Origin of the sequence: Arthrobacter sp. zg-Y820, from assembly GCF_030142155.1 — a bacterium.
Lineage (GTDB): Bacteria > Actinomycetota > Actinomycetes > Actinomycetales > Micrococcaceae > Arthrobacter_B.
Window position 1 is genome coordinate 2,988,038 of record NZ_CP126247.1, and the last position, 17,384, is coordinate 3,005,421.

The following is a 17,384-nucleotide window of genomic DNA, read 5'->3' on the forward strand; positions in this document are numbered from 1 at the left end:
GTGCCACAGAGAGAGGACCCCCTTCCGCATGTGAAGCGGAAAGGGGTCCTCGGGGACCGGCGGCAGTGGCTAGGCGAAGCCCTTTTCTTCCAGCCAGGTCCGGGCCGCTTCGCTGGGATCCAGCTTCTGGTCTCCGCTCACGGCCTGGTTCAGCTCGATCAGGTCCTCGGTGGTCAGCTGCGCCGACACCCGGTTCAGCACCTCGGTGGCTTCGTCGGTGAGCGCGTCCGCCGAGGCCAGCGGAACCACCTGCTGGGCAGGCCAGTTCTGCTTGGGATCTTCCAGGACCACGAGGTCGTTTTCCTCGATGGCCGGCGTCGTCGTATAAATGTCAGCCACTTGCACGTCGTCGTTCAGCAGGGCATCCACGGTGAGCGGACCGCCGCTGTCGCCAATCGGCGTGAATTCCTTGAACTCGCAGCCGTACTTATCCTTGAGGCCGGCCAGCCCCTGCGCGCGCTCGGCGAACTCGGCCGGGGCGGCCAGGGTGAGCTGGTCGCAGACCTTGGCGAGGTCCTCGATGCTCTCCAGCTGGTACTTCTCGGCCGTGGCCGCGGTGACGACCATGGCGTCCTTGTTCTCGGCTTCGGAGGGTTCCAGAATGACCAGGCCCTCGGGCAGGGCATCGGGCAGAGCGTCGACGATCTCGGAGGCGTCCACCGAGTCGGTCTCGGGATCAACTCCCACCAGCAGGGCGCCGGTGTATTCCGGAATCAAGTTGATGGATCCGTCTTCCAGGGCGGGCAGGTAGACCTCGCGCGAACCGATGCCGAGTTTGGTTTCGGCCGGAATTCCGGCTCCGTTCAGCGCTCCGGCGTAAATCTCGGCAAGGGTGCTGGACTCCGGGAAATCGGCCGAGCCCACAACAATGGCCTCCGCGGCTCCGGACGCTGCCGTTTCCGACGGCGATTCCGAGGCCAGGGGGTCGCCGCCACCGCCGCCGCTGCAACCGGCCAGGGCGAGAGCCAGGGTGAAGCTTCCGGCCAGGGCCGTCAGGCCCCTCCGCCGGGAGTTCCGGCGCATGTGCTGGGTCATTGTTTTCCTCCTTGTGAGCCGGCAGCGGCAGGTCCGCCTCCGGTCGGTATGGTTACGCTCCCGGCCCCGGCGGCCGCCGCCGACGGGCGGCCCTCCCGCAGGCCGGGTGAAATCAAGAATCGTGCTGCCAAGGCAATCATGCCGTCGACGGCGAGCGCCAGCGCAGCGATGAGCACCGCGCCGCCGAAGACCCGCCCGTAGTCGGCCAGGGCCAGGCCGTCGATCAGGTACCGTCCCAGTCCGCCGAGGTTGATCATGGCCACCACGGCAGCGGTGGCAACAACCTGGAGGGTGGCGCCGCGCAAACCGCCGAAGAGAACCTTCAGCCCGTTGGGGACTTCCACCCGGAACAGGATCTGCAGCTCGGTCAGCCCCATGCTGCGGGCCGAGTCCACCACGCTGCGGTCCACTGAAGCGATCCCGGAGTACGTTCCGGCCAGCAGCGGCGGCACCGCCAGCAGCACCAGGGACCAGATCGGCGGCATCAGGCCGAGCCCGGCCAGCAGGACGAAGAGGGTCAGCATGCCCAGCGTCGGCAGTGCGCGCAGCAAGCCGGAGACAGCGACGACGGCCACCTGGCCGCGTCCGGTGTGGCCGATGTACAGGCCCACCGGGACGGCGATGGCGATGGCGATCAGCAGGGTCAGCCCGGTGTACTGCAGGTGCTCCAGGGTCCGCACCGGAATCCCGGCGGCGCCGGTCCAGTTGGCAGGGTCGGTGAGCCATTCCCAGCCCTGTCCCAGGGCGTTGGTGCTGGTGTAGTCGGTTCGGGGAATCGTCACTGGCATGATCTACGCCCCCTTCAGTGCGATGTCCGGGGCGGCAGCTCCGGTGCCCGCCCGCAGCGGCGCACCGGTGCCGGCACTGCCGCCGCCGCGACCGCTGCGCCGGCCGCCCGGTTTGCCCGGCCCGGATCCGCCGTCGGCCGCCCCTGCCTTCCGGCCCGCCCGCAGCCACGGCGTCAGGGCGCGCTGCAGCAGCACGAACACCAGGTCCATCAGGAAGGCCAGCACCAGGGTCGCGACGATGCCCACCACAATTTCGGTGATGAAATAGCGGCGCAGGCCGTCCCGGAAGAAGAAGCCCAGGTTTTCCACTCCGATCAGCGCCCCCACGCTGACCATCGAGATGTTGCTGACCGACACCACCCGCAGCCCGGCAATCAGCACCGGCACCGACAGCGGCAGGTCAACGGTCAGGAACCGGCGCAGGGGCCGGTAGCCCATCGCCACGGCGGCTTGCCGCACGCCGTCGTCGACCGAGTCGAAGGCGTCCACCGCCACCCGGAGCATCAGCGCGACGGCGTAGATCGTCAGGGCAATGATGATGTTGCTGATGTCAAGGATGCGGGTCCCCAGGATCGCCGGCAGCGTGACGAACAGGGCCAGCGACGGAATGGTGTAGAGCAGCGATCCGGTGGCGAGCACGGCGCCGCGCAGCCGGCTGCTGCCGCGGATCAGGGCGGCCAGGGGCACGGCGATGAGGACGCCGAGCACCAGCGGCACGATCGACTGGTACAGGTGCAGCCCGGTCAGCCGGAACACCTGGTCGGTGTGCGCGAGGAACCACTCCACGTCAGCCTCCGCTCCGCTGCAGCCGGGCCGCCTCGATCTGGGCCAGCACTTCGGCGGGCCGGATGGCACCGATCACGCGCTGCTCGGCATCCACCGCCACGCCGAGCCCGGCGGGTGAGGACAGTGCGGCGTCGAGGGCCTTGCGCAGGTTCTCGCCTTCCCGGTACAGCGAGCCGCCGGGCACCAGCTGCGCCGGGGTGGTGACGGCAGCCCGGTTCCCCCTCGGCACCCAGCCCAGCGGCCGGCCGCCGTCGTCGACCGCCAGCGCCCAGGCACCGGCGACCGCCACTGACGGATCCGCCAGCATTGCCGGCTCCAGCAGCTGCACCGGATGCAGCGGAACATCCTGTCCCGCCTGGAAGGATAGGTGCCGGAAGCCGCGGTCCCGGCCGACAAACCCCGCCACGAAATCGTCCACTGGGGCACGCAGGATCTCCTCGGGCGCCGCGTACTGCGCCAGCCGCCCGCCCACGGCAAATACGGCCACCCGGTCCCCGAGGATGGTCGCCTCGTCGATGTCGTGGGTGACAAACACAATGGTCTTGGCCAGGTCCCGCTGCAGGCGCAGCAGCTCCTCCTGCAGCTCGGCGCGGACCACGGGGTCCACGGCGCTGAAGGGTTCGTCCATGAGCAGCACCGGCGGATCGGCGGCGAGCGCCCGGGCCACCCCCACGCGCTGCTGCTGGCCGCCGGAGAGCTGGGCCGGGTAGCGTCCGCCCAGCGACGGGGCGAGTCCGACGACGTCGAGCAGTTCCGCGGCCCGCGCCCGGGCCCGGGCCTTGGACTGCCCAAGCAGCCGGGGAACGGTGGCCACGTTGTCCAGCACCGTGCGGTGCGGCATCAGGCCGGCGGACTGCATGACGTACCCCATCGACCGCCGCAGTTCCGGCGCCTTGACCACGCTGACATCGGTGCCGTCCACGGTGATGGACCCGGCCGTGGGTTCGATCATCCGGTTGATCATGCGCAGGGACGTTGTCTTTCCGCATCCGGACGGACCCACGAAAACAGTGATGGAACCGCGGGCAATGTCCATGCTGAGGCCGTCCACGGCAGGTGCCGGGGAGCCGGCGAAGGACTTCGTCACGCCGCGGAAGCTGATCATCGGCTCGGCGGCCCGCGGGGCGGGGTCCGGCGGGGTCATGGCGGTGCCTTCCGTTGGAATTCATGGGGTCCTGCGGAACTCGTATCCTGCCGGAAGTTCAACGGTAGGACACGCTTTGAACGGTAGGACAGAGAATGTTGGTAGTCCAGCTGTTCACTCGGAACAGGCGGCGTTGCGGATGGCCAGCTTCAGCCCCACCTGCACCAGGGGTGCCGGGCCCAGCTCGGAAATCCGGTCCAGCGGCACCCACTCCGCTTTGTCGGTGCTGCCGCCGAGCTCGTGGGTCAGCACTCCCGAAGTGATCCGGGCGCTGTAGATGATCCGCAGGGCGTGGAGGAGCCGGCGGCTTTCGCCGGGGAAGCGGTGTTCCGGCGGAATGAAGATGCTGTCCACGCCCAGCAGCTCTTCGGGTTCCACGGTGAAGCCGGTCTCCTCCCGGACTTCCCGCACGACGGCGGCGGGGGCGTCTTCGCGCAGCTCCAGTCCCCCGCCGGGCAGGGTCCAGCTGGAATAGCCGTGGTCGTTCCAGTGCGAGAGCAGGATGCTGCCGCCGGATATCACCACGGCATACGCGCCGATCCGGACGTCGAAGTCCTCAGCCACGCGGCTGGTCCCGCGCCGCGAGGTAGCGGGCGCCGTAGACGGGGTCCTGCTGCAGGAACCGGATGTCTTCCAGCCCGGCCCGTTCCAGGTCCTGCCGCAGCCGGTCCCGGAGCAGCGGCTGATGCCTGCCCAGGCCGCCGCCGACCACCACCGGGCCCGCAATGCCGAGCAGGCGTGCCGTGTCAGCGGCCAGCCCGGCCAGGTGGCGGGCGGCACCCTCGACGATCTCGGCGCCGGCGCCGCTCCCCTGCAGCGCGGCATCGAACACCACACCGGCCTTGGACGCCCAGTAGCGCCGTCCGGCGGAGTCGGCGTGGAACAGCGAGATGAGCTGCACCGGCTCCGTCACGGAGCAGGCCCGCAGCAGGGACTCCGCCAGCAGGTCGGGTTCCAGTCCGCGGTTGAAGCAGCGCAGGGTGTGGCGGACGGCTTCCCGGGCGATCCAGTAAGCGCTGCCCTCGTCGCCCAACAGGTAGCCCCATCCGCCGGAGCGGGCTTCCTGGCCGGTGCGGCTCAGCCCCCACGCCACCGAGCCGGTGCCGGCAATCAGCGCGATGCCGGCCGGGCTCTCCCCTGCGGCCAGGATCAGCCGGGTGTCGTGGATTACGTCCACCACTGCCTCCGGAGCGTGCGGAGCGATCAGCGCGCGGAGGGCGGCGGCGTCGTCGTCGGTGTCAATGCCGCCGGAGCCGGCGATGACGCGGTCAACCGAACCGGCTCCCAGCGCTGTGAAGATCTCGGCAAGATTGGCTGCGGCTTGTGCCGGACTGACGTTCTGCACATTGGCGCTGCCGGCTGTCGCTTCCGCGGCGGGAGCGCCGTCGCGCAGGAGCAGTCCGTGGGTCTTGGTGCCGCCGATGTCGAGTCCGATGACGCTGGGCCCGGACCCGGCGGCGGGTCCCTCACTGGAATTCTGCATGCGACCAGCCTACTTTCCGCCGGGGCCGCTGGGTATGCCTGGCCTGGTGCGGCGGCGTGCAGGTCGTCAGGCGGCTTTTTTGCGGGACCGGATCAGCGCGAACACGCACAGGACGGCGCAGCTGAGGGCGATGGCCGCGGAGAACCAGGCCACGGCCGACGGCAGGCCCCATGCCGCACCGGCGGCGCCCAGTCCGAGCACGGGAATGGCGCTGCCCAGATAGGTGATCACGTAAACCGTGCTGATGATCTGGGCGTGCTGTGCCGGTTCCACCTTTGCCGCGACGTCGTTGAACACCGTCCGGAAGGCCATCCCCTGGCCGAAGCCGGCCGCCAGGGAGGCGGCCACCAGCAGGGGAACGCTGCCCAGGGCGCCCGCCGCCGGGATCAGCGCGACGCCGGTTCCCATCAGCGCCAGCCCGGCCGGCACCACCAGGCGTCCGCGGACACCGGTGAGCTGGCTGACGGCCGAGGCCGCCAGCGCCAGGGCGGCCAGCAGCCCGACGACGGGGCGGGAGGAGGTGCCGGCGATGCCGGCGAAGTAGGTCGGCGCCAGGGACAGGTAAAAGCCGAAAACGGCGAAGCTCAGGAATCCGGTGACGGAGGCCATCCAGAACTGGGACCGAGCCTGGTGGGAGACCGCCAGGCGGCGCGGACGCAGGGCGGCCAGCGCCCGGCCCAGCGGCGGCACGGCAATGGCGGGGCGTGCCTTCAGCAGGCACAGCGGAACCAGCAGCCCGGCGAGGACCACGAAATGGATCAGGAACGGGGTCAGGGTGGGGGCAGGCAGCAGCGACAGCAGGCCGCCGATCACCGGACCGGCCGCCACGCCGCCGGCGGAGACCAGAAGCGTAAACCGGGTGGCCCACTCCGGCCGGTGCGGCAGCAGCTCCCGCAGCGCCGCGGAACTGGCACCGGTGGCCAGGGCCACCGACGCTCCCTGCAGCGCACGGCCGGCGATCAGCGCGCCCATGCCGGTGGCGGTTCCGAACAGCACGCCGCCGAGGAGGCTGACAACGCTGGCCAGCACCAGTGCTGCCCGGCGGCCAATGAAGTCGGACCAGTGCCCCACCAGCAGCAGACCGGCCACCAGGACCAGCACATAGGCGGCAAAGGCCACTGTCACCCCGAAGTGGGTCAGCCCCAGCCGCTCCCCGAGCAGCGGATAAAGCGGCGTGGCGAGGTTGGCGCCCACCAGCAGGGTGGTCATGATTGCCAGTGTCAGCAGCAGCCGGGGCCGCCGGGCTGCATCCCATTCGCGGCGCCCGGCCGCGGCGGGCCGCATCCGAAGTTCATTGAGGACTGTCAACGCGTGTCCAATACCCTTCTGCATTCGCCGAGTTCGTCCAGCATTCCGGCCCGTTCAGGACGGGGTCGCGGGGCGCTTTCACCACATCGGAATTCTTGACCAATTCCACTATAGGATGGGCTGTGCCGGGCCTGATGATGCACAAAAGTCCCAGCAATTGACGGTTTCGATCAATATTCTCCGTACTTCCTGAGAGGAGATGCGCGCAATGGGCAACTTGGACGCGGTTGATCTGAAGCTGCTGCTGGAGCTGGTGCGGAACCCGCGGGCCCAGATCGGCGACCTCAGCGAAACGCTGGGCATCGCCCGGAACACCACCCAGAGCCATCTGAAGCATTTGGACCGGGCCGGGCTGATCCGCCCGGGCGGTCGGGACGTGGATCTGGCACGGCTGGGCTACGACGTGCTGGCGTTTGTCACCATTGAGGTTTCGCACCGGGAACTGGATACCGTGATTGCCGGGCTCCGCACCCTGCCGCAGGTCCTGGAGGTTCACGAGATCTCCGGGCACGGCGACGTCTGGTGCCGGCTGGCGGCCACTGACACGCAGCAGCTGCAGACGGCCCTGCGTTTCGTGCTGCGGATCAAGGGGGTGATCCGCACCGAGACGGTGCTGGCCCTGCACGAGCACATTCCCTACCGGAGTGAGCCGCTGCTGGAAAAGCTGGTGCCTCCGGCCTAGCGGGCGCTTAGAACCGGCCGCGGGACCGGTTCAGCAGTTCCTCCGCCGCGGCCACCGTCCGCCGGGCCGCCCCGGAGCCGCGTGCGGCGGCTCCCGCAACGAGGGTAAGGGCCACCGCCGCGGAGCGGCAGTAGAGGGCCGACGCATCCGTCTGGCGGGCGAAGACCCGGGCACAGCGTCCGGCCGCATCCTGCAGCCCGGTGTTCTCCGGGGACAGGGCCGCGAGCACCCACAGGTGGCCCAGGAAACACGCAAGGTCATCCACCCGGTGTCCCGGTCCCAGGGCGTCAACGTCGAGCATGCCGGTGATCCGCAGTGCCCCGTTGCCCATGCCGGCCAGCAGGTTTCCGCCGTGGAAGTCCCCGTGCGTGGGCACCACCGGTCCCGGATCGGCCGAGCGGACTCCGGCGGCTATTGCTCGTGCACACCGGGTAATCCGTTCTGCCCCGTCCGGCAGCGCGACGGCGGCGCCGGCAGCGTAGTCCATTATGCGCTCGGACCAGGCCGGCCGGCGCGGCAGGGCCAGGCCCGCCGCCGGAAGCCGGTCCAGGAGCCGGGCCAGTGCTTCGGGGTCCAGCGCCGGGGTCCCGGCTGCGCTCAGCTCCCGGTGCAGCGTTCGCCCCGGAAGGCCGCCCAGGATCAAAACGCCGGCAGCCGGGCCGGCACCGGACACCGTGTCGGCACCGGCCACCGTGTCGAGCAGCGGCGGAACGGGCAGCCCGGCAGCCGCCGCCAGCTGCAGGCGTCGACGCAGTCCGGCAGCCAGGTGCGGCTGCGGAACTTTGAGGTAAACGGTTGGCCCGGCTGACCCGTCCGGCCGTTCCAAGGTTGCCCGGACGACAGCCCGGCGCAGCGGCCGGTAGGCCACCAGGTTCAGGGCTGCACGCGCTGCATCGGTGTCTGTGCCGAAGACATCGCGGGCCACCGCTTCGGCGCTGGTCGCCCAGGGCAGACCCAGCAGGACCGGGTCGCGCGGATGGACCCACAGGCGGACCGCAGTGCCGCCGACCGTGCCCCGGGCCGTGGCCCCGCCGTCGGCCGCGTTGAGATCTGTGGTGGCTCCCACTTGGAGGTGCAGGGGCCGGTGTCCCGCAGCCGCGGAACGGGGAACGGCTTCGACCCGGTACAGGGCACTGATGCCGGCGCCGGGCCGATGATGGGAGCGAACGTGGGCCCAAGCAACCGGCTTGAGGCCCAGGGGACGCAGAGCGGCCGCCAGCGGGCCGGACATGTCGGAACCTTCAAGCAGCGCCTTGGACGCAGCCTCACGGTCTCCTCGCGCGCCGGTCCGGCTGCCGCGGTTCATGCAGGGAGCGGCGCCTAGGCGCGGCGGCGCTGGAGGACGTCGTCCAGGTTGATCTTGCCGCTGCCCGGTGCGCCGCCGCTGCCGGACACGGCACTCTCGGCCGGGGCGCGGAGCGGCGTCCGTGCTGCGGGCTTGGGGGTTTCCGGCAGGACGAGCGGTGCCGGTGCCGGGCGTGAGGCAACCGGGGCTTCCACATAGATCGGTTTCGGAACCGCCACCGGTTCCCAGGGGGTGGTGGAGGTCTTCGGCGGTCCGGCGGGTGCCGCTTTTGCGGCAACTTCCAGCGCAGCGCTGCGCAGTTCCGCTGCCGTGGGCCTGCGGTCCGGAGCTCCCGGCGCAGTGGTGACCGAGGCCTCTGGGGCATCGCCGGCCGGCACAGTGGCCGCCGGACGGACCGCACCGGAGACGCTCTGGGCGTCGAACAGGACGGTTTCGGGGTAATGCCGCACAGGCTCTGCGGCGGGGGCCTCAGGAGCTGCCAACCGCGGCGGTGCCGGCCGGCCGACACTCATCGCCGCGCGGAAGGCGGCGTCAACCCTGCTCCGGCGTGCCTGCACGGCAAGCGCGCGGAGTGAGGCAATCGCTGCGCCGCCCACCGCCAAGGCACCGACGGGGAGCCACCAGGAAGCAACTCCGAAGGCCGCCAGCGGCAATCCGATCACAACCAGGGCGAGGGCCAGCGCGCCGGCCAGGGCCAGGGCGGTGCGGCCGTAGTGGATCCGGAATACCGGCTGCCGGAACTGGACCGGTGCCGGAGCGCCGGTGTAGGGCTCCGATGTGCCGGTGGAATTTCCGGGCCGGATGGAGGCGTTGTGCATAATGTTCCCCTGCTGGGACAGTCCATCGGCGGTGATGGAAGAGCGGATGGCTGTAGACGAGGGAGCTGGCATGCCCGCGGCTGCCGGCGCTGCGGACAGGCCGGACCGGCGGAAAACGTACGGAGCAACCCACAGCAGCCAGAGGCCAACGGTAACGGCCAGGATCAGGGAGCTGTTGAGAGGGAAGTCCACACTACGACGTTATGAGCTAATGCACACCGGAGCGCGCATTACTGGCGGTGTGTCGGGGGTTCGGTGCCAAAAAACCCGTAGCCGGCGGCCGTCACCGGGCCAGCCAGCGAGTCAGCAGGCCATCCGGCACGTCTTCAGTGGTCAGCGCAAAGCTGCGGTGGTCCGCCCACTGTCCGGCAATGTGCAGGTACCGTTCCCGCAGCCCCTCATCCCGGAAGCCCAGCTTTTCGACCACCCGCAGGCTCGCCCTGTTGTCCGGTTTGATGTTGATTTCCATGCGGTGCAGCCCCAGCACGCCAAAGCAGTGGTCAGTCGCCAGGGCCACCGCCGTCGGCGCTATCCCGCGGCCTGCCCGCTCCTCATCCACCCAGTAGCCAAGGGTGGCCATGCGCGCCGAACCCCACACAATCGTCGAGACAGTCAGCTGTCCGACGATCGCTGGCGGCGTGCGCAGCCCGCCGCGGCGTTCGGTGATCAGGAACGGAAGCGCCGAGGCCTCGCGGGCCTGCTGGTTCAGGCTGCGCACCATGGCCGCATAGGTTGGCAGCTCACCGCCGGGCAGCGGATTACTCGCCTCCCACTGCGCCATCCATTTGGCGTTGCGGATGCGGAGGGCCGTCCATTCCCGACGATCGCGGTAGCGGATGGGCCGCAGCCCCAGATCGCCGCATTCCAGCGTCACCGGCCAAAGGGCCGACCCCCACACGGCATCAGCTTTCGAGCGTACCGGTGAAGCTCTTGAGCCACTCGCGCAGGTCCGGGCCCAGATCTTCACGCTCGGAGGCCAGGGTCACCACTGCTTTGAGGTAGCTGAGCTTGTCACCGGTGTCGTACCGGCGCCCGCGGAAGACGACGCCGTAGACTCCGGCACCCTCCCCCTCTTCCTGGGCGGCAAGGGTCTGCAGGGCGTCGGTCAGCTGGATTTCGCCGCCGCGTCCGGGGCCGGTTTCCTCCAGCACGCCGAACACGGACGGGTGCAGCACATAGCGGCCAATGACGGCGAGGTTGGACGGAGCCTCTTCAACGGCAGGCTTTTCCACCATCTTGTTGACCCGGACGTAGTCTTCACCCTCAACGACGGAGATGTCGGCGCAGCCGTAGGCACTGATCTGCGAAGGTTCAACCTCAATGAGGGCAACCACGGAACCGCCGGTCTTGGCCTGGACCTCCACCATCTGCTTCAGGAGGTCATCACGGGCGTCGATGAGGTCGTCGCCGAGCAGTACGGCAAAGGGCTCGTTGCCCACATGCAGTTTCGCGCGCAGGACCGCATGTCCCAGGCCCTTGGGGTCGCCCTGGCGGAGGTAATGGATTTCACCCAGCTCAGACGCGGCCCGGACCATGGCGAGCCGTTCCAGATCACCCTTGTCTTCAAGTGTCTTTTCGATGAACGGAACCCGGTCGAAATGGTCTTCCAGGGACCGCTTGTTGCGGCCGGTGATCATCAGGATGTCGGACATCCCGGAATTGACGGCCTCTTCCACCACGTACTGGATGGCGGGCTTATCCACCACGGGGAGCATTTCCTTCGGCATGGCTTTAGTGGCCGGCAGGAATCGGGTACCCAGCCCGGCGGCGGGAATTACGGCTTTGGTTACGGTCGCGCGTGAAGTCATGTCCGTAAGAGTACAGAAGCACAGCCTCTTTTCACCAAAACGCAATCTGTTGCGGCTGGGACTATTGCGACAATGGAAACATGACGAACCCCGCTGCCCCCACCTCCAAGGAACTGGCCCGGCAGCTGTACCGGCGGCTGCGCCGGGAATTGCCGCCGGATGCCCCGCTCGCTGCCGGCCGGTCCCTGGCCGGCCATGCAGCGGCGGTTCTTCCGGACCTGGTGCGGCCGGGCAGCACTGTCGCCGGCTATCTGTCAACGGGCCGTGAACCGGGGACCGCGCCGCTGCTGGAGAACCTCCTGGAGATGGGGTACGACGTCGTCGTCCCCGTCTGCGAGCCGGACCGCAGGCTCTCCTGGTGCCGCTGGAAACCCGGAACACCGCTCCTTCCGGGACTCTTCCCCTCGGTTCCGGAACCCGCAGGGCCGCGCCTGTCCCCCGCCGAGCTGCCGGACCTGAACCTGCTTTTGGTGCCCGCCCTCGCGGTCGACCGGAACGGCGTGCGAATGGGCAAGGGCGGCGGTTATTACGACCGGTTCCTGTCGGAGCTTCGGTCGGGCGGCAACCCCGCTCCGGCGGTGGGCATCGTGTACGACCATGAACTGGCGCCCGCCGGCCACTGGACGCCAGATCCCTTCGACGAGCCGATGGACGCGGTACTGACGCCCTCGGGGTGGACCGGGCTGGCGCAGCGCCCGGTGTATAGTTAGCACTCAAGGCCACCGAGTGCCAGCTGCCGTTATTCGACGTCCAGCCGGGCCAGGGGCCTGACATCTTGGTTCTCAGGAGGAGTAAGTAACAGTGCCTACATATGCCTATGCCTGCAAGGACTGCGGTTCCGCTTTCGACATCCAGCAGTCCTTCACCGACGACACCCTGACCGTTTGCCCTTCCTGCAGCGGAAACCTGCGCAAGAAGTTCAACAGCGTAGGCGTGGTCTTTAAGGGATCGGGCTTCTACCGCACTGATTCACGCGAGGCCAAGAACAGCGTTCCGGCGGCTCCGGCCAAGTCCGACAGCTCCTCCGGAGCCGCAGCCTCGCCGGCCCAGTCCTCGTCGGGCTCCTCTGCCGCACCCACTGCCGGAGCAGCATCGGGAACCGGTTCCTCCGCAAAGTAGCTCCTGCGCGCAGCAGCTCCTCCCCAGCGCGTTTCTGCCGGGTCCGGAACGGAACATATCCACCGTCCGGCGGGGACACCCTGCTCCAACACGCATCGGCTCCTAGGGTCGGACCGTGCTTCCTTTTTCTGCGCCGCGTCCCGGCCCCGGCTCTTCCCTGATGATGCGACTGCGGCGTTTCATGGTCCGCCGGCGGCGCCTGCTTGCCGCCCTGCTGTGCTGCGCGGCTGCCGGTACCGCCGTTCAGGCCCTGCTGCCGCCGGACCCGGGTGAGGTTTCGCTGGTGGTCGCCGCTGCCGATCTCCCCGCGGGAGCACTGCTCACCGCGCAGGACCTGCGTGCTGTCCCGGCAGCGTCAGCAGCCGTTCCGCCCGGTTCCTTCGCCGCCGTGGATGCGGTGACCGGCCGGCGGCTCGCCACGCCCCTGAAACAGGGCAGTCCGTTGATGCAAACCTCCCTGGTGGGCACGGGGCTCCTGACCGGCGCTCCGCCCGGCACAGTAGCCGTGTCCGTCCGCCCTGCGGACCCTGCCATCGTGCAGCTGCTCTCGCCCGGCCAGCTCGTGGATGTTGTCCTCGGAAGTCCGGACGCAGAGCAGGCCGGAGGCGCCCCTGCAGTGCTGGCAGCGGATGCCCCGGTCCTGTGGACGGGCTCGGACGGCGCCTCATCGTGGCCCGGATCGCAGGAAAGCGGCGCCGTGGTGGTCCTGGCCGCGCTTCCCGATCAGGCAGCGGCTTTGGCCGCCTCATCGGGAAGCGGAAACCTCCACCTGATCCTGACCGGCGGCTGACCCCGCCGCCGTGCTGCGACATTTGATCGTCCGCTGCATTCGATGTCCGCTGCATTTGATGGTCCCCCGCCGGAAACTCAGTCCCAGTGCGGCGGACGCTGCTCCAGCAGCCAGGAGTCGCGGTCCTCGGGAGAATCGCCCCAGACCCGCGGATCATCGTCAGCGGCCTTGGCCTTCAGTACCGACGGTTCGGCCGGCGGCGAAGATCCGGCCGGCGCCGCCGGCTCAGCGGCCGGCTCAGTTGCCGGCGCAGTTGACGGCGCCGCCGGGGCGCCCCGAGCCGGGGGCCGGGGCGGCGGGGTTCCGCCGCTGGCCCGCCGGTGCGGCTTCCGCGGGGTCACGGCCGGTGCGCCTCCTGGTTGGGCGCCTGCGGGCCGGTCTCCTTGTCCTCTGCAACGGTATCGCGTTCCCGGCTCCGGCTGCTGCCGTGGGGAACGACGGACTGGCTACCGCGGCGCGCCAGCGATCCCCGCGCGGGGGCAACGGACCGGCCGGCCTTTTCATCGCCGTCCCTCGGCGCCGGCAGGTTCAGGTAGCGCCCCACCAGATCCGCGCAGGCCGACGGGTCGCTGAAGACCTCAATGGTCCACAGCGGCATGTACCGCCAGCCCAGCCGTTCCAGGAGCTGCGGCCGCAACCGGCTGCGCTCCCGAACACTCATGGTCCGGTACCGCTCGGTCCCGTCGGATTCGATCGCCATGGGTACCGTGGGATCACTCTCGCCGCCGGTGCGGTCAACGGTGGCCACGATGTCGATGGCCCCCTGATAGTGGTCCCAGACCTTCGCGCCGCGGGCCCGCAGCCGGTTGACCAGATCGGCCACCAAGGCGTCCTCTTCCATGATTCCGCCTGCGCCGTCAATGCCTGAGAAACCGGTGAAGGTAACCGCTGCATCGGAGCTTCGGACTGCGCCGGTCCGGGCGGACGGGCTCAGCTCACGGTTGATGAGCTCGTAGAAGTCGAGGGCGCCGTAGCCGAGCCGCGACTTGTCCAGATCCTCGGGCTGGAAGCAGGTCAGGACATGCAGCTTGGCCCGCGCCCGCGTCATGGCGGTGAGGAACTTGCCGCGGCCGTCGGATGCCGACAGGGGGCCGAAGTTGTGCAGTGCGCGTCCGTGCGGGGTCCGCCCGAAACCGAGCGAGAAAATCACGCAGTCCCGCACCAGGCCGGCGGCGCGGTCCACCGGAACCACGCGGAAGGATTCCTTGCCCGGCGTGAAGAAGTCGGCGGCCCAGGGGAAATTGGCCATCTGCACGCGGATCGCTTCAGCCACACGCACGGCGTGCCGCGGACTGGCGGTGACGACGGCGAGCGACTGGTGCGGCCTGCGGCGGATGTGTTCAAAGACCAGATCCACAACCCGGTTGACCTCGGCTGCGACACTTTCGACACCCTCATGGTCGGCGCTGGGCATACCCGTGCCGTCCGCCAGATACTCCACGGTCAGCGCACCATCGTCCGAGGAAACCTCGCTGCCGCTCGGCAGTGTGGTCAGCCGGTCCTGATAGAAGCTTCGGCTCAGCTGACGCATCAGGTCCCGGTCCGTGCCGCGGTATACGGTGGACAGGGTCCGGGTCGGCAGAACCTGGGTCAGGGCTTCGAACGCACTGACGAGGTCGTGCTGCTCCCCCGCCGGCCGCACCGCTTCGACGCCGATGGTGAACGGACGCGGTCCGCCGAGCTGGCCGTCGCCGAAGGCAACAACCTGGGTGGCCCGGGCCAGTGCCGGCACGGCGGACTGGAGCGAGGTTGACTCGGCGTCCAGCACGATGACGGTATCGAAGGTCCGGTTCCCGGGCAGCACCATGGGCAGCACCAGCGGGCTTGCGGCCCAGATGGGCAGCAGTGCGGAAACGAGCTCCTCGGACTGGAAGCAGAGGTCCTGCAGCGCCAGGGGCCCGTTCTTGATGGCATCCCGCAGGGTCGCGGCGTCGGAGGCTGCGGCCTTGACTCCGCGGCGCCAGCGGTCGGCCAGGGCAGACCGCACCCGGGCGCTGCCGGAGGCGATGTGGGCGTTGTCAGCCAGCCGGTATTCGGCTTCGAGCCGGCGGAGGCTGTCGCCGTCGCTCATGGCGAGGTAATCGTCGCCGCTGATCATCGCCTCCAGCGCGGACTGCCACCAGGCGAGTTCGAGTTCGTAGCCCACCTGGCGGGGCAGGACTTCGCGGGCTTCCAGATCGTCCAGCAGTTCACCCAGACCCTGGCCGCGCATCTCGTCGAGCAGGAGGGTCCGCTCGGGCAGGGTTTCGAGGGTTTCACGGTCCCCCGCCAGCGCATCTAGCTGCTTTTCCAGCTCGTCCAGTGTCAGCTCGGCAAGATCCGGCTTGGCCGGCGTGCCGTCGAGGATCCCGGTGAGGGTATCCAGCTGTTCCTTGACGGTGATGTAGGAACGGTTGATGTCCGCAAGGCCCGTGGCCACTGACGGATGGCGCTGGGTGGTGGCATAGTGGGCCCACACGGCGCGCTGCTGCTGCACCTCGACGAGCGAGGAGTGCAGGTCCGAAATGTGCACGCCCGGCCGGATGTACTCCTTCGCCACGCGGCGCAGCCGGGAGCGGGTCATGGAGCTCATGTCCACGGCACGCTCACGGCGCCAGGAGGAGGACGCGGTCGCGGAGATCAGGTCGCTGACCGGACGGTCGAAAATGTCCGGGGTGAACTTGTCGAGGCTTTCCCGCACGGCAACCAGCAGTTCCAGCTGCTCGCCCCACTGGGCGAAGGTCTCGCCCAGGCGGATCTGCGAATGCTCGGCAACGGCCTGGACCTTGGCGCGCAGCTCGGGAAGATCCCGGGCCAGGCTCTGCGTCAGCTCGTAGGCCTCTTCGGTTTCCTTGCGGTTGAGCAGCTTGGCACCAAACCACGGACTGCTGGTGGCGGCACGGCTGAAGCTGCCCAATTCGGCAGCCCGGCGGAGCCGGCCCGTCAGTTCGGTGCGGTCAGTGATGCTGTCCAGGACGCTGCGCTTGAGCCGGACGGTCGTTGCGGGAGCCGGCGTCATGGAGGTGAGCTCGGCGAGGGACTGCATGGCCTGATAGGGAGAGCAGCCCCAGCGGCGTCGCACGTTGTGCAGCGACTTCACATGGTCGCGCAGCTGGTGGCGGTTGGACAGGAGGACCTTGTGCAGGCTCTCCAGCTCAGGCGCGGCAGCCTTCTCGTTCCGGACAATGGCGCGGACCAGCTGGTCCTTCAGCTGCTGCTCGGTGAGCCCGGCATTCAGCTGGAGGACGGCGGAGCCCAGGTGCAGCGCGTCGAGCTCGGAGACAAACTGGTTCAGCGTGCCGCGGCGTTCCGCAACGACGAGGACCGATTTTCCGGCGTGGACCAGCGCCGCAGCGGCGTTGAGCGCCGTCTGCGTCTGTCCGGTGCCGGGCGGTGAGGAAACCACCAGGGACTGGCCGTCCAGGATCAGGTCCAGGACGTCCTGCTGTTCGCGGTCGGCGTCCAGCAGCAGGAGCTCATCGGCAGGCAGCCGGTCGTCCAGCGGCGGAAGCCCCGGGTCGGTGGCATCGGGGGCGGCAGTGCTCTTCCCCCGGGCGGCGTCCATCAGGCCCCGCAGGATGGGGTGGGCGGGGTCCAGCGCAGCGTCGTCGGCGAGGTCCGAGAGATCGGCGAAGGTGGAGACGAGGAGCCGGTGCTCGATGTTGATGCCGCGGACGCCCTCGGTGACGGCCCGCAGTTTCTCCAGCACCGGATGGGGGTCAAAGCGCGCGGTGCCGTAGGCCAGCCTGGCGAGGGCCTCCACGTCGATGTCCAGGCCCTGCTCCTGCTGCAGGTGCCGCACAAACGCCGGATTCAGCGCTGCCTTGTCGGTCAGCTGCAGCTCATAGTCGTCCTGCGACGGATGCACGGTCAGCGACACCGGGGTCAGCAGCACCGGTGCGGTCAGCGATTCCGGGCGGACGGCGTCGTCGTCGGCGTAGCGCCAGGAGGCCGTGCCCGCCGCCAGGTATCCGACGTCGATCCCGCGGTCGGTGCCCAGTTCGTAGATCTTGGCGCGCAGGAGGCGCCCGGCCTTCATCGCGGCCCCGTACTGCTCCGAGTCGCGCAGCAGCGTGGACAGCCGGGTCCGGCGTCCTGCCAGCAGCTGGGCCAGGCCCGAGGGATGCGCGTGGGTCAGGTCGATGCTGTTGGAGGCTGAGGGGGTGAAATGGAGCAACGTGTCCGTTCCGGCCTGCTGTCCCAGTTGTCCCAGCCAGGGCAGCAGGAAGTCCGAGGCATTGTCCTCGGGATTCTGCTCAGACACTGGTGCCCTCTTTTCTGCACTTCCGCGCGGCGTTCTTGACCAAATTGGCATACCTTCCAAACTATCGCTTCCTA

17 protein-coding genes are annotated in these 17,384 nt (G+C 69.2%); 4 read left to right on the forward strand and 13 right to left on the reverse strand.

What is annotated here, in order from left to right:
• Positions 1-69: 69 nt before the first annotated feature.
• From QNO08_RS13505 to QNO08_RS13535, 7 genes are all read right to left on the reverse strand, one after another.
• Complete coding sequence (locus tag QNO08_RS13505) at positions 70-1,035, reverse strand: ABC transporter substrate-binding protein (RefSeq protein ID WP_229964943.1); 966 nt, start codon at positions 1,033-1,035, stop codon at positions 70-72.
• The gene (locus QNO08_RS13510; protein ID WP_229964942.1) at positions 1,032-1,817 is read right to left on the reverse strand and encodes an ABC transporter permease; all 786 of its coding nucleotides are present in this window, start codon (positions 1,815-1,817) and stop codon (positions 1,032-1,034) included. Before QNO08_RS13510 ends, QNO08_RS13505 begins: the two co-directional genes overlap by 4 nt.
• Before the next feature lie 9 nt (positions 1,818-1,826).
• Positions 1,827-2,609 carry an ABC transporter permease gene (locus QNO08_RS13515; RefSeq protein WP_229964941.1) on the reverse strand — a complete coding sequence of 261 codons (783 nt, stop codon included), beginning with the start codon at positions 2,607-2,609 and terminating at the stop codon, positions 1,827-1,829.
• Between the two features lies 1 nt (position 2,610).
• Complete coding sequence (locus QNO08_RS13520; RefSeq protein ID WP_229965064.1) at positions 2,611-3,714, reverse strand: ABC transporter ATP-binding protein; 1,104 nt, start codon at positions 3,712-3,714, stop codon at positions 2,611-2,613.
• Positions 3,715-3,867: 153 nt separating this feature from the next.
• Positions 3,868-4,317 carry an NUDIX hydrolase gene (locus QNO08_RS13525; RefSeq protein WP_229964940.1) on the reverse strand — a complete coding sequence of 150 codons (450 nt, stop codon included), beginning with the start codon at positions 4,315-4,317 and terminating at the stop codon, positions 3,868-3,870.
• Positions 4,310-5,236: an N-acetylglucosamine kinase gene (locus tag QNO08_RS13530; RefSeq protein WP_229964939.1), complete on the reverse strand. Its 927-nt coding sequence runs from the start codon at positions 5,234-5,236 to the stop codon at positions 4,310-4,312. Before QNO08_RS13530 ends, QNO08_RS13525 begins: the two co-directional genes overlap by 8 nt.
• A 66-nt stretch (positions 5,237-5,302) precedes the next feature.
• On the reverse strand, positions 5,303-6,544 hold the full coding sequence (locus tag QNO08_RS13535; RefSeq protein WP_229965063.1) for an MFS transporter: 1,242 nt from the start codon (positions 6,542-6,544) through the stop codon (positions 5,303-5,305).
• A gap of 208 nt (positions 6,545-6,752) precedes the next feature.
• Between QNO08_RS13535 and QNO08_RS13540 the strand changes: the two genes are divergently transcribed.
• Entirely contained in the window at positions 6,753-7,226 is a 474-nt protein-coding gene (locus QNO08_RS13540) for an Lrp/AsnC family transcriptional regulator (RefSeq protein ID WP_229964938.1), read from the forward strand.
• A 7-nt stretch (positions 7,227-7,233) separates the two neighbouring features.
• On the opposite strand, the gene QNO08_RS13545 is transcribed toward QNO08_RS13540, so the two are convergent.
• From QNO08_RS13545 to galU, 4 genes are all read right to left on the reverse strand, one after another.
• Positions 7,234-8,457 (reverse strand): phosphotransferase family protein, encoded by a 1,224-nt coding sequence (locus QNO08_RS13545; protein ID WP_284155604.1) that lies wholly within the window; start codon positions 8,455-8,457, stop codon positions 7,234-7,236.
• A gap of 89 nt (positions 8,458-8,546) precedes the next feature.
• Entirely contained in the window at positions 8,547-9,542 is a 996-nt protein-coding gene (locus QNO08_RS13550) for a hypothetical protein (RefSeq protein ID WP_229964936.1), read from the reverse strand.
• 91 nt (positions 9,543-9,633) lie between these two features.
• On the reverse strand, positions 9,634-10,248 hold the full coding sequence (locus QNO08_RS13555) for a GNAT family N-acetyltransferase (RefSeq protein WP_229964935.1): 615 nt from the start codon (positions 10,246-10,248) through the stop codon (positions 9,634-9,636).
• Between the two features lie 4 nt (positions 10,249-10,252).
• Positions 10,253-11,158 carry a UTP--glucose-1-phosphate uridylyltransferase GalU gene (gene galU / locus QNO08_RS13560; protein ID WP_229964934.1) on the reverse strand — a complete coding sequence of 302 codons (906 nt, stop codon included), beginning with the start codon at positions 11,156-11,158 and terminating at the stop codon, positions 10,253-10,255.
• An 80-nt stretch (positions 11,159-11,238) separates the two neighbouring features.
• Here galU and QNO08_RS13565 point away from each other — a divergent pair, with 80 nt between their 5' ends.
• The 3 genes from QNO08_RS13565 to cpaB all read left to right on the forward strand — a co-directional run bounded on the left by QNO08_RS13565 (position 11,239) and on the right by cpaB (position 13,067).
• Positions 11,239-11,868 carry a 5-formyltetrahydrofolate cyclo-ligase gene (locus QNO08_RS13565; RefSeq protein WP_229964933.1) on the forward strand — a complete coding sequence of 210 codons (630 nt, stop codon included), beginning with the start codon at positions 11,239-11,241 and terminating at the stop codon, positions 11,866-11,868.
• 91 nt (positions 11,869-11,959) lie between these two features.
• Complete coding sequence (locus QNO08_RS13570; protein WP_229964932.1) at positions 11,960-12,277, forward strand: FmdB family zinc ribbon protein; 318 nt, start codon at positions 11,960-11,962, stop codon at positions 12,275-12,277.
• Positions 12,278-12,392: 115 nt separating this feature from the next.
• The gene (gene cpaB, locus QNO08_RS13575; RefSeq protein WP_229964931.1) at positions 12,393-13,067 is read left to right on the forward strand and encodes a Flp pilus assembly protein CpaB; all 675 of its coding nucleotides are present in this window, start codon (positions 12,393-12,395) and stop codon (positions 13,065-13,067) included.
• Between the two features lie 77 nt (positions 13,068-13,144).
• Here the strand turns inward: cpaB and QNO08_RS13580 are convergent, their stop codons facing one another.
• Positions 13,145-13,408, reverse strand: coding sequence for a hypothetical protein (locus tag QNO08_RS13580; RefSeq protein ID WP_229964930.1), 264 nt, complete (start codon positions 13,406-13,408; stop codon positions 13,145-13,147).
• A complete protein-coding gene (locus QNO08_RS13585) occupies positions 13,405-17,310 on the reverse strand; it encodes a DUF4011 domain-containing protein (RefSeq protein ID WP_502866866.1) in 3,906 nt (1,301 codons plus the stop codon). The genes QNO08_RS13580 and QNO08_RS13585 overlap by 4 nt, the downstream gene beginning before the upstream one ends.
• Positions 17,311-17,384 lie beyond the last annotated feature (74 nt).

What these genes read in the sequence shown, in the direction of transcription:
- QNO08_RS13505 (WP_229964943.1), bottom strand. Translation starts at nt 1,035, where the DNA reads ATGACCCAGCACATGCGCCGGAACTCCCGGCGGAGGGGCCTGACGGCC.
- QNO08_RS13520 (WP_229965064.1), bottom strand. Translation starts at nt 3,714, where the DNA reads ATGATCAGCTTCCGCGGCGTGACGAAGTCCTTCGCCGGCTCCCCGGCA.
- QNO08_RS13530 (WP_229964939.1), bottom strand. Translation starts at nt 5,236, where the DNA reads ATGCAGAATTCCAGTGAGGGACCCGCCGCCGGGTCCGGGCCCAGCGTC.
- QNO08_RS13540 (WP_229964938.1), top strand. Translation starts at nt 6,753, where the DNA reads ATGGGCAACTTGGACGCGGTTGATCTGAAGCTGCTGCTGGAGCTGGTG.
- QNO08_RS13545 (WP_284155604.1), bottom strand. Translation starts at nt 8,457, where the DNA reads ATGTCCGGCCCGCTGGCGGCCGCTCTGCGTCCCCTGGGCCTCAAGCCG.
- galU (WP_229964934.1), bottom strand. Translation starts at nt 11,158, where the DNA reads ATGACTTCACGCGCGACCGTAACCAAAGCCGTAATTCCCGCCGCCGGG.
- QNO08_RS13565 (WP_229964933.1), top strand. Translation starts at nt 11,239, where the DNA reads ATGACGAACCCCGCTGCCCCCACCTCCAAGGAACTGGCCCGGCAGCTG.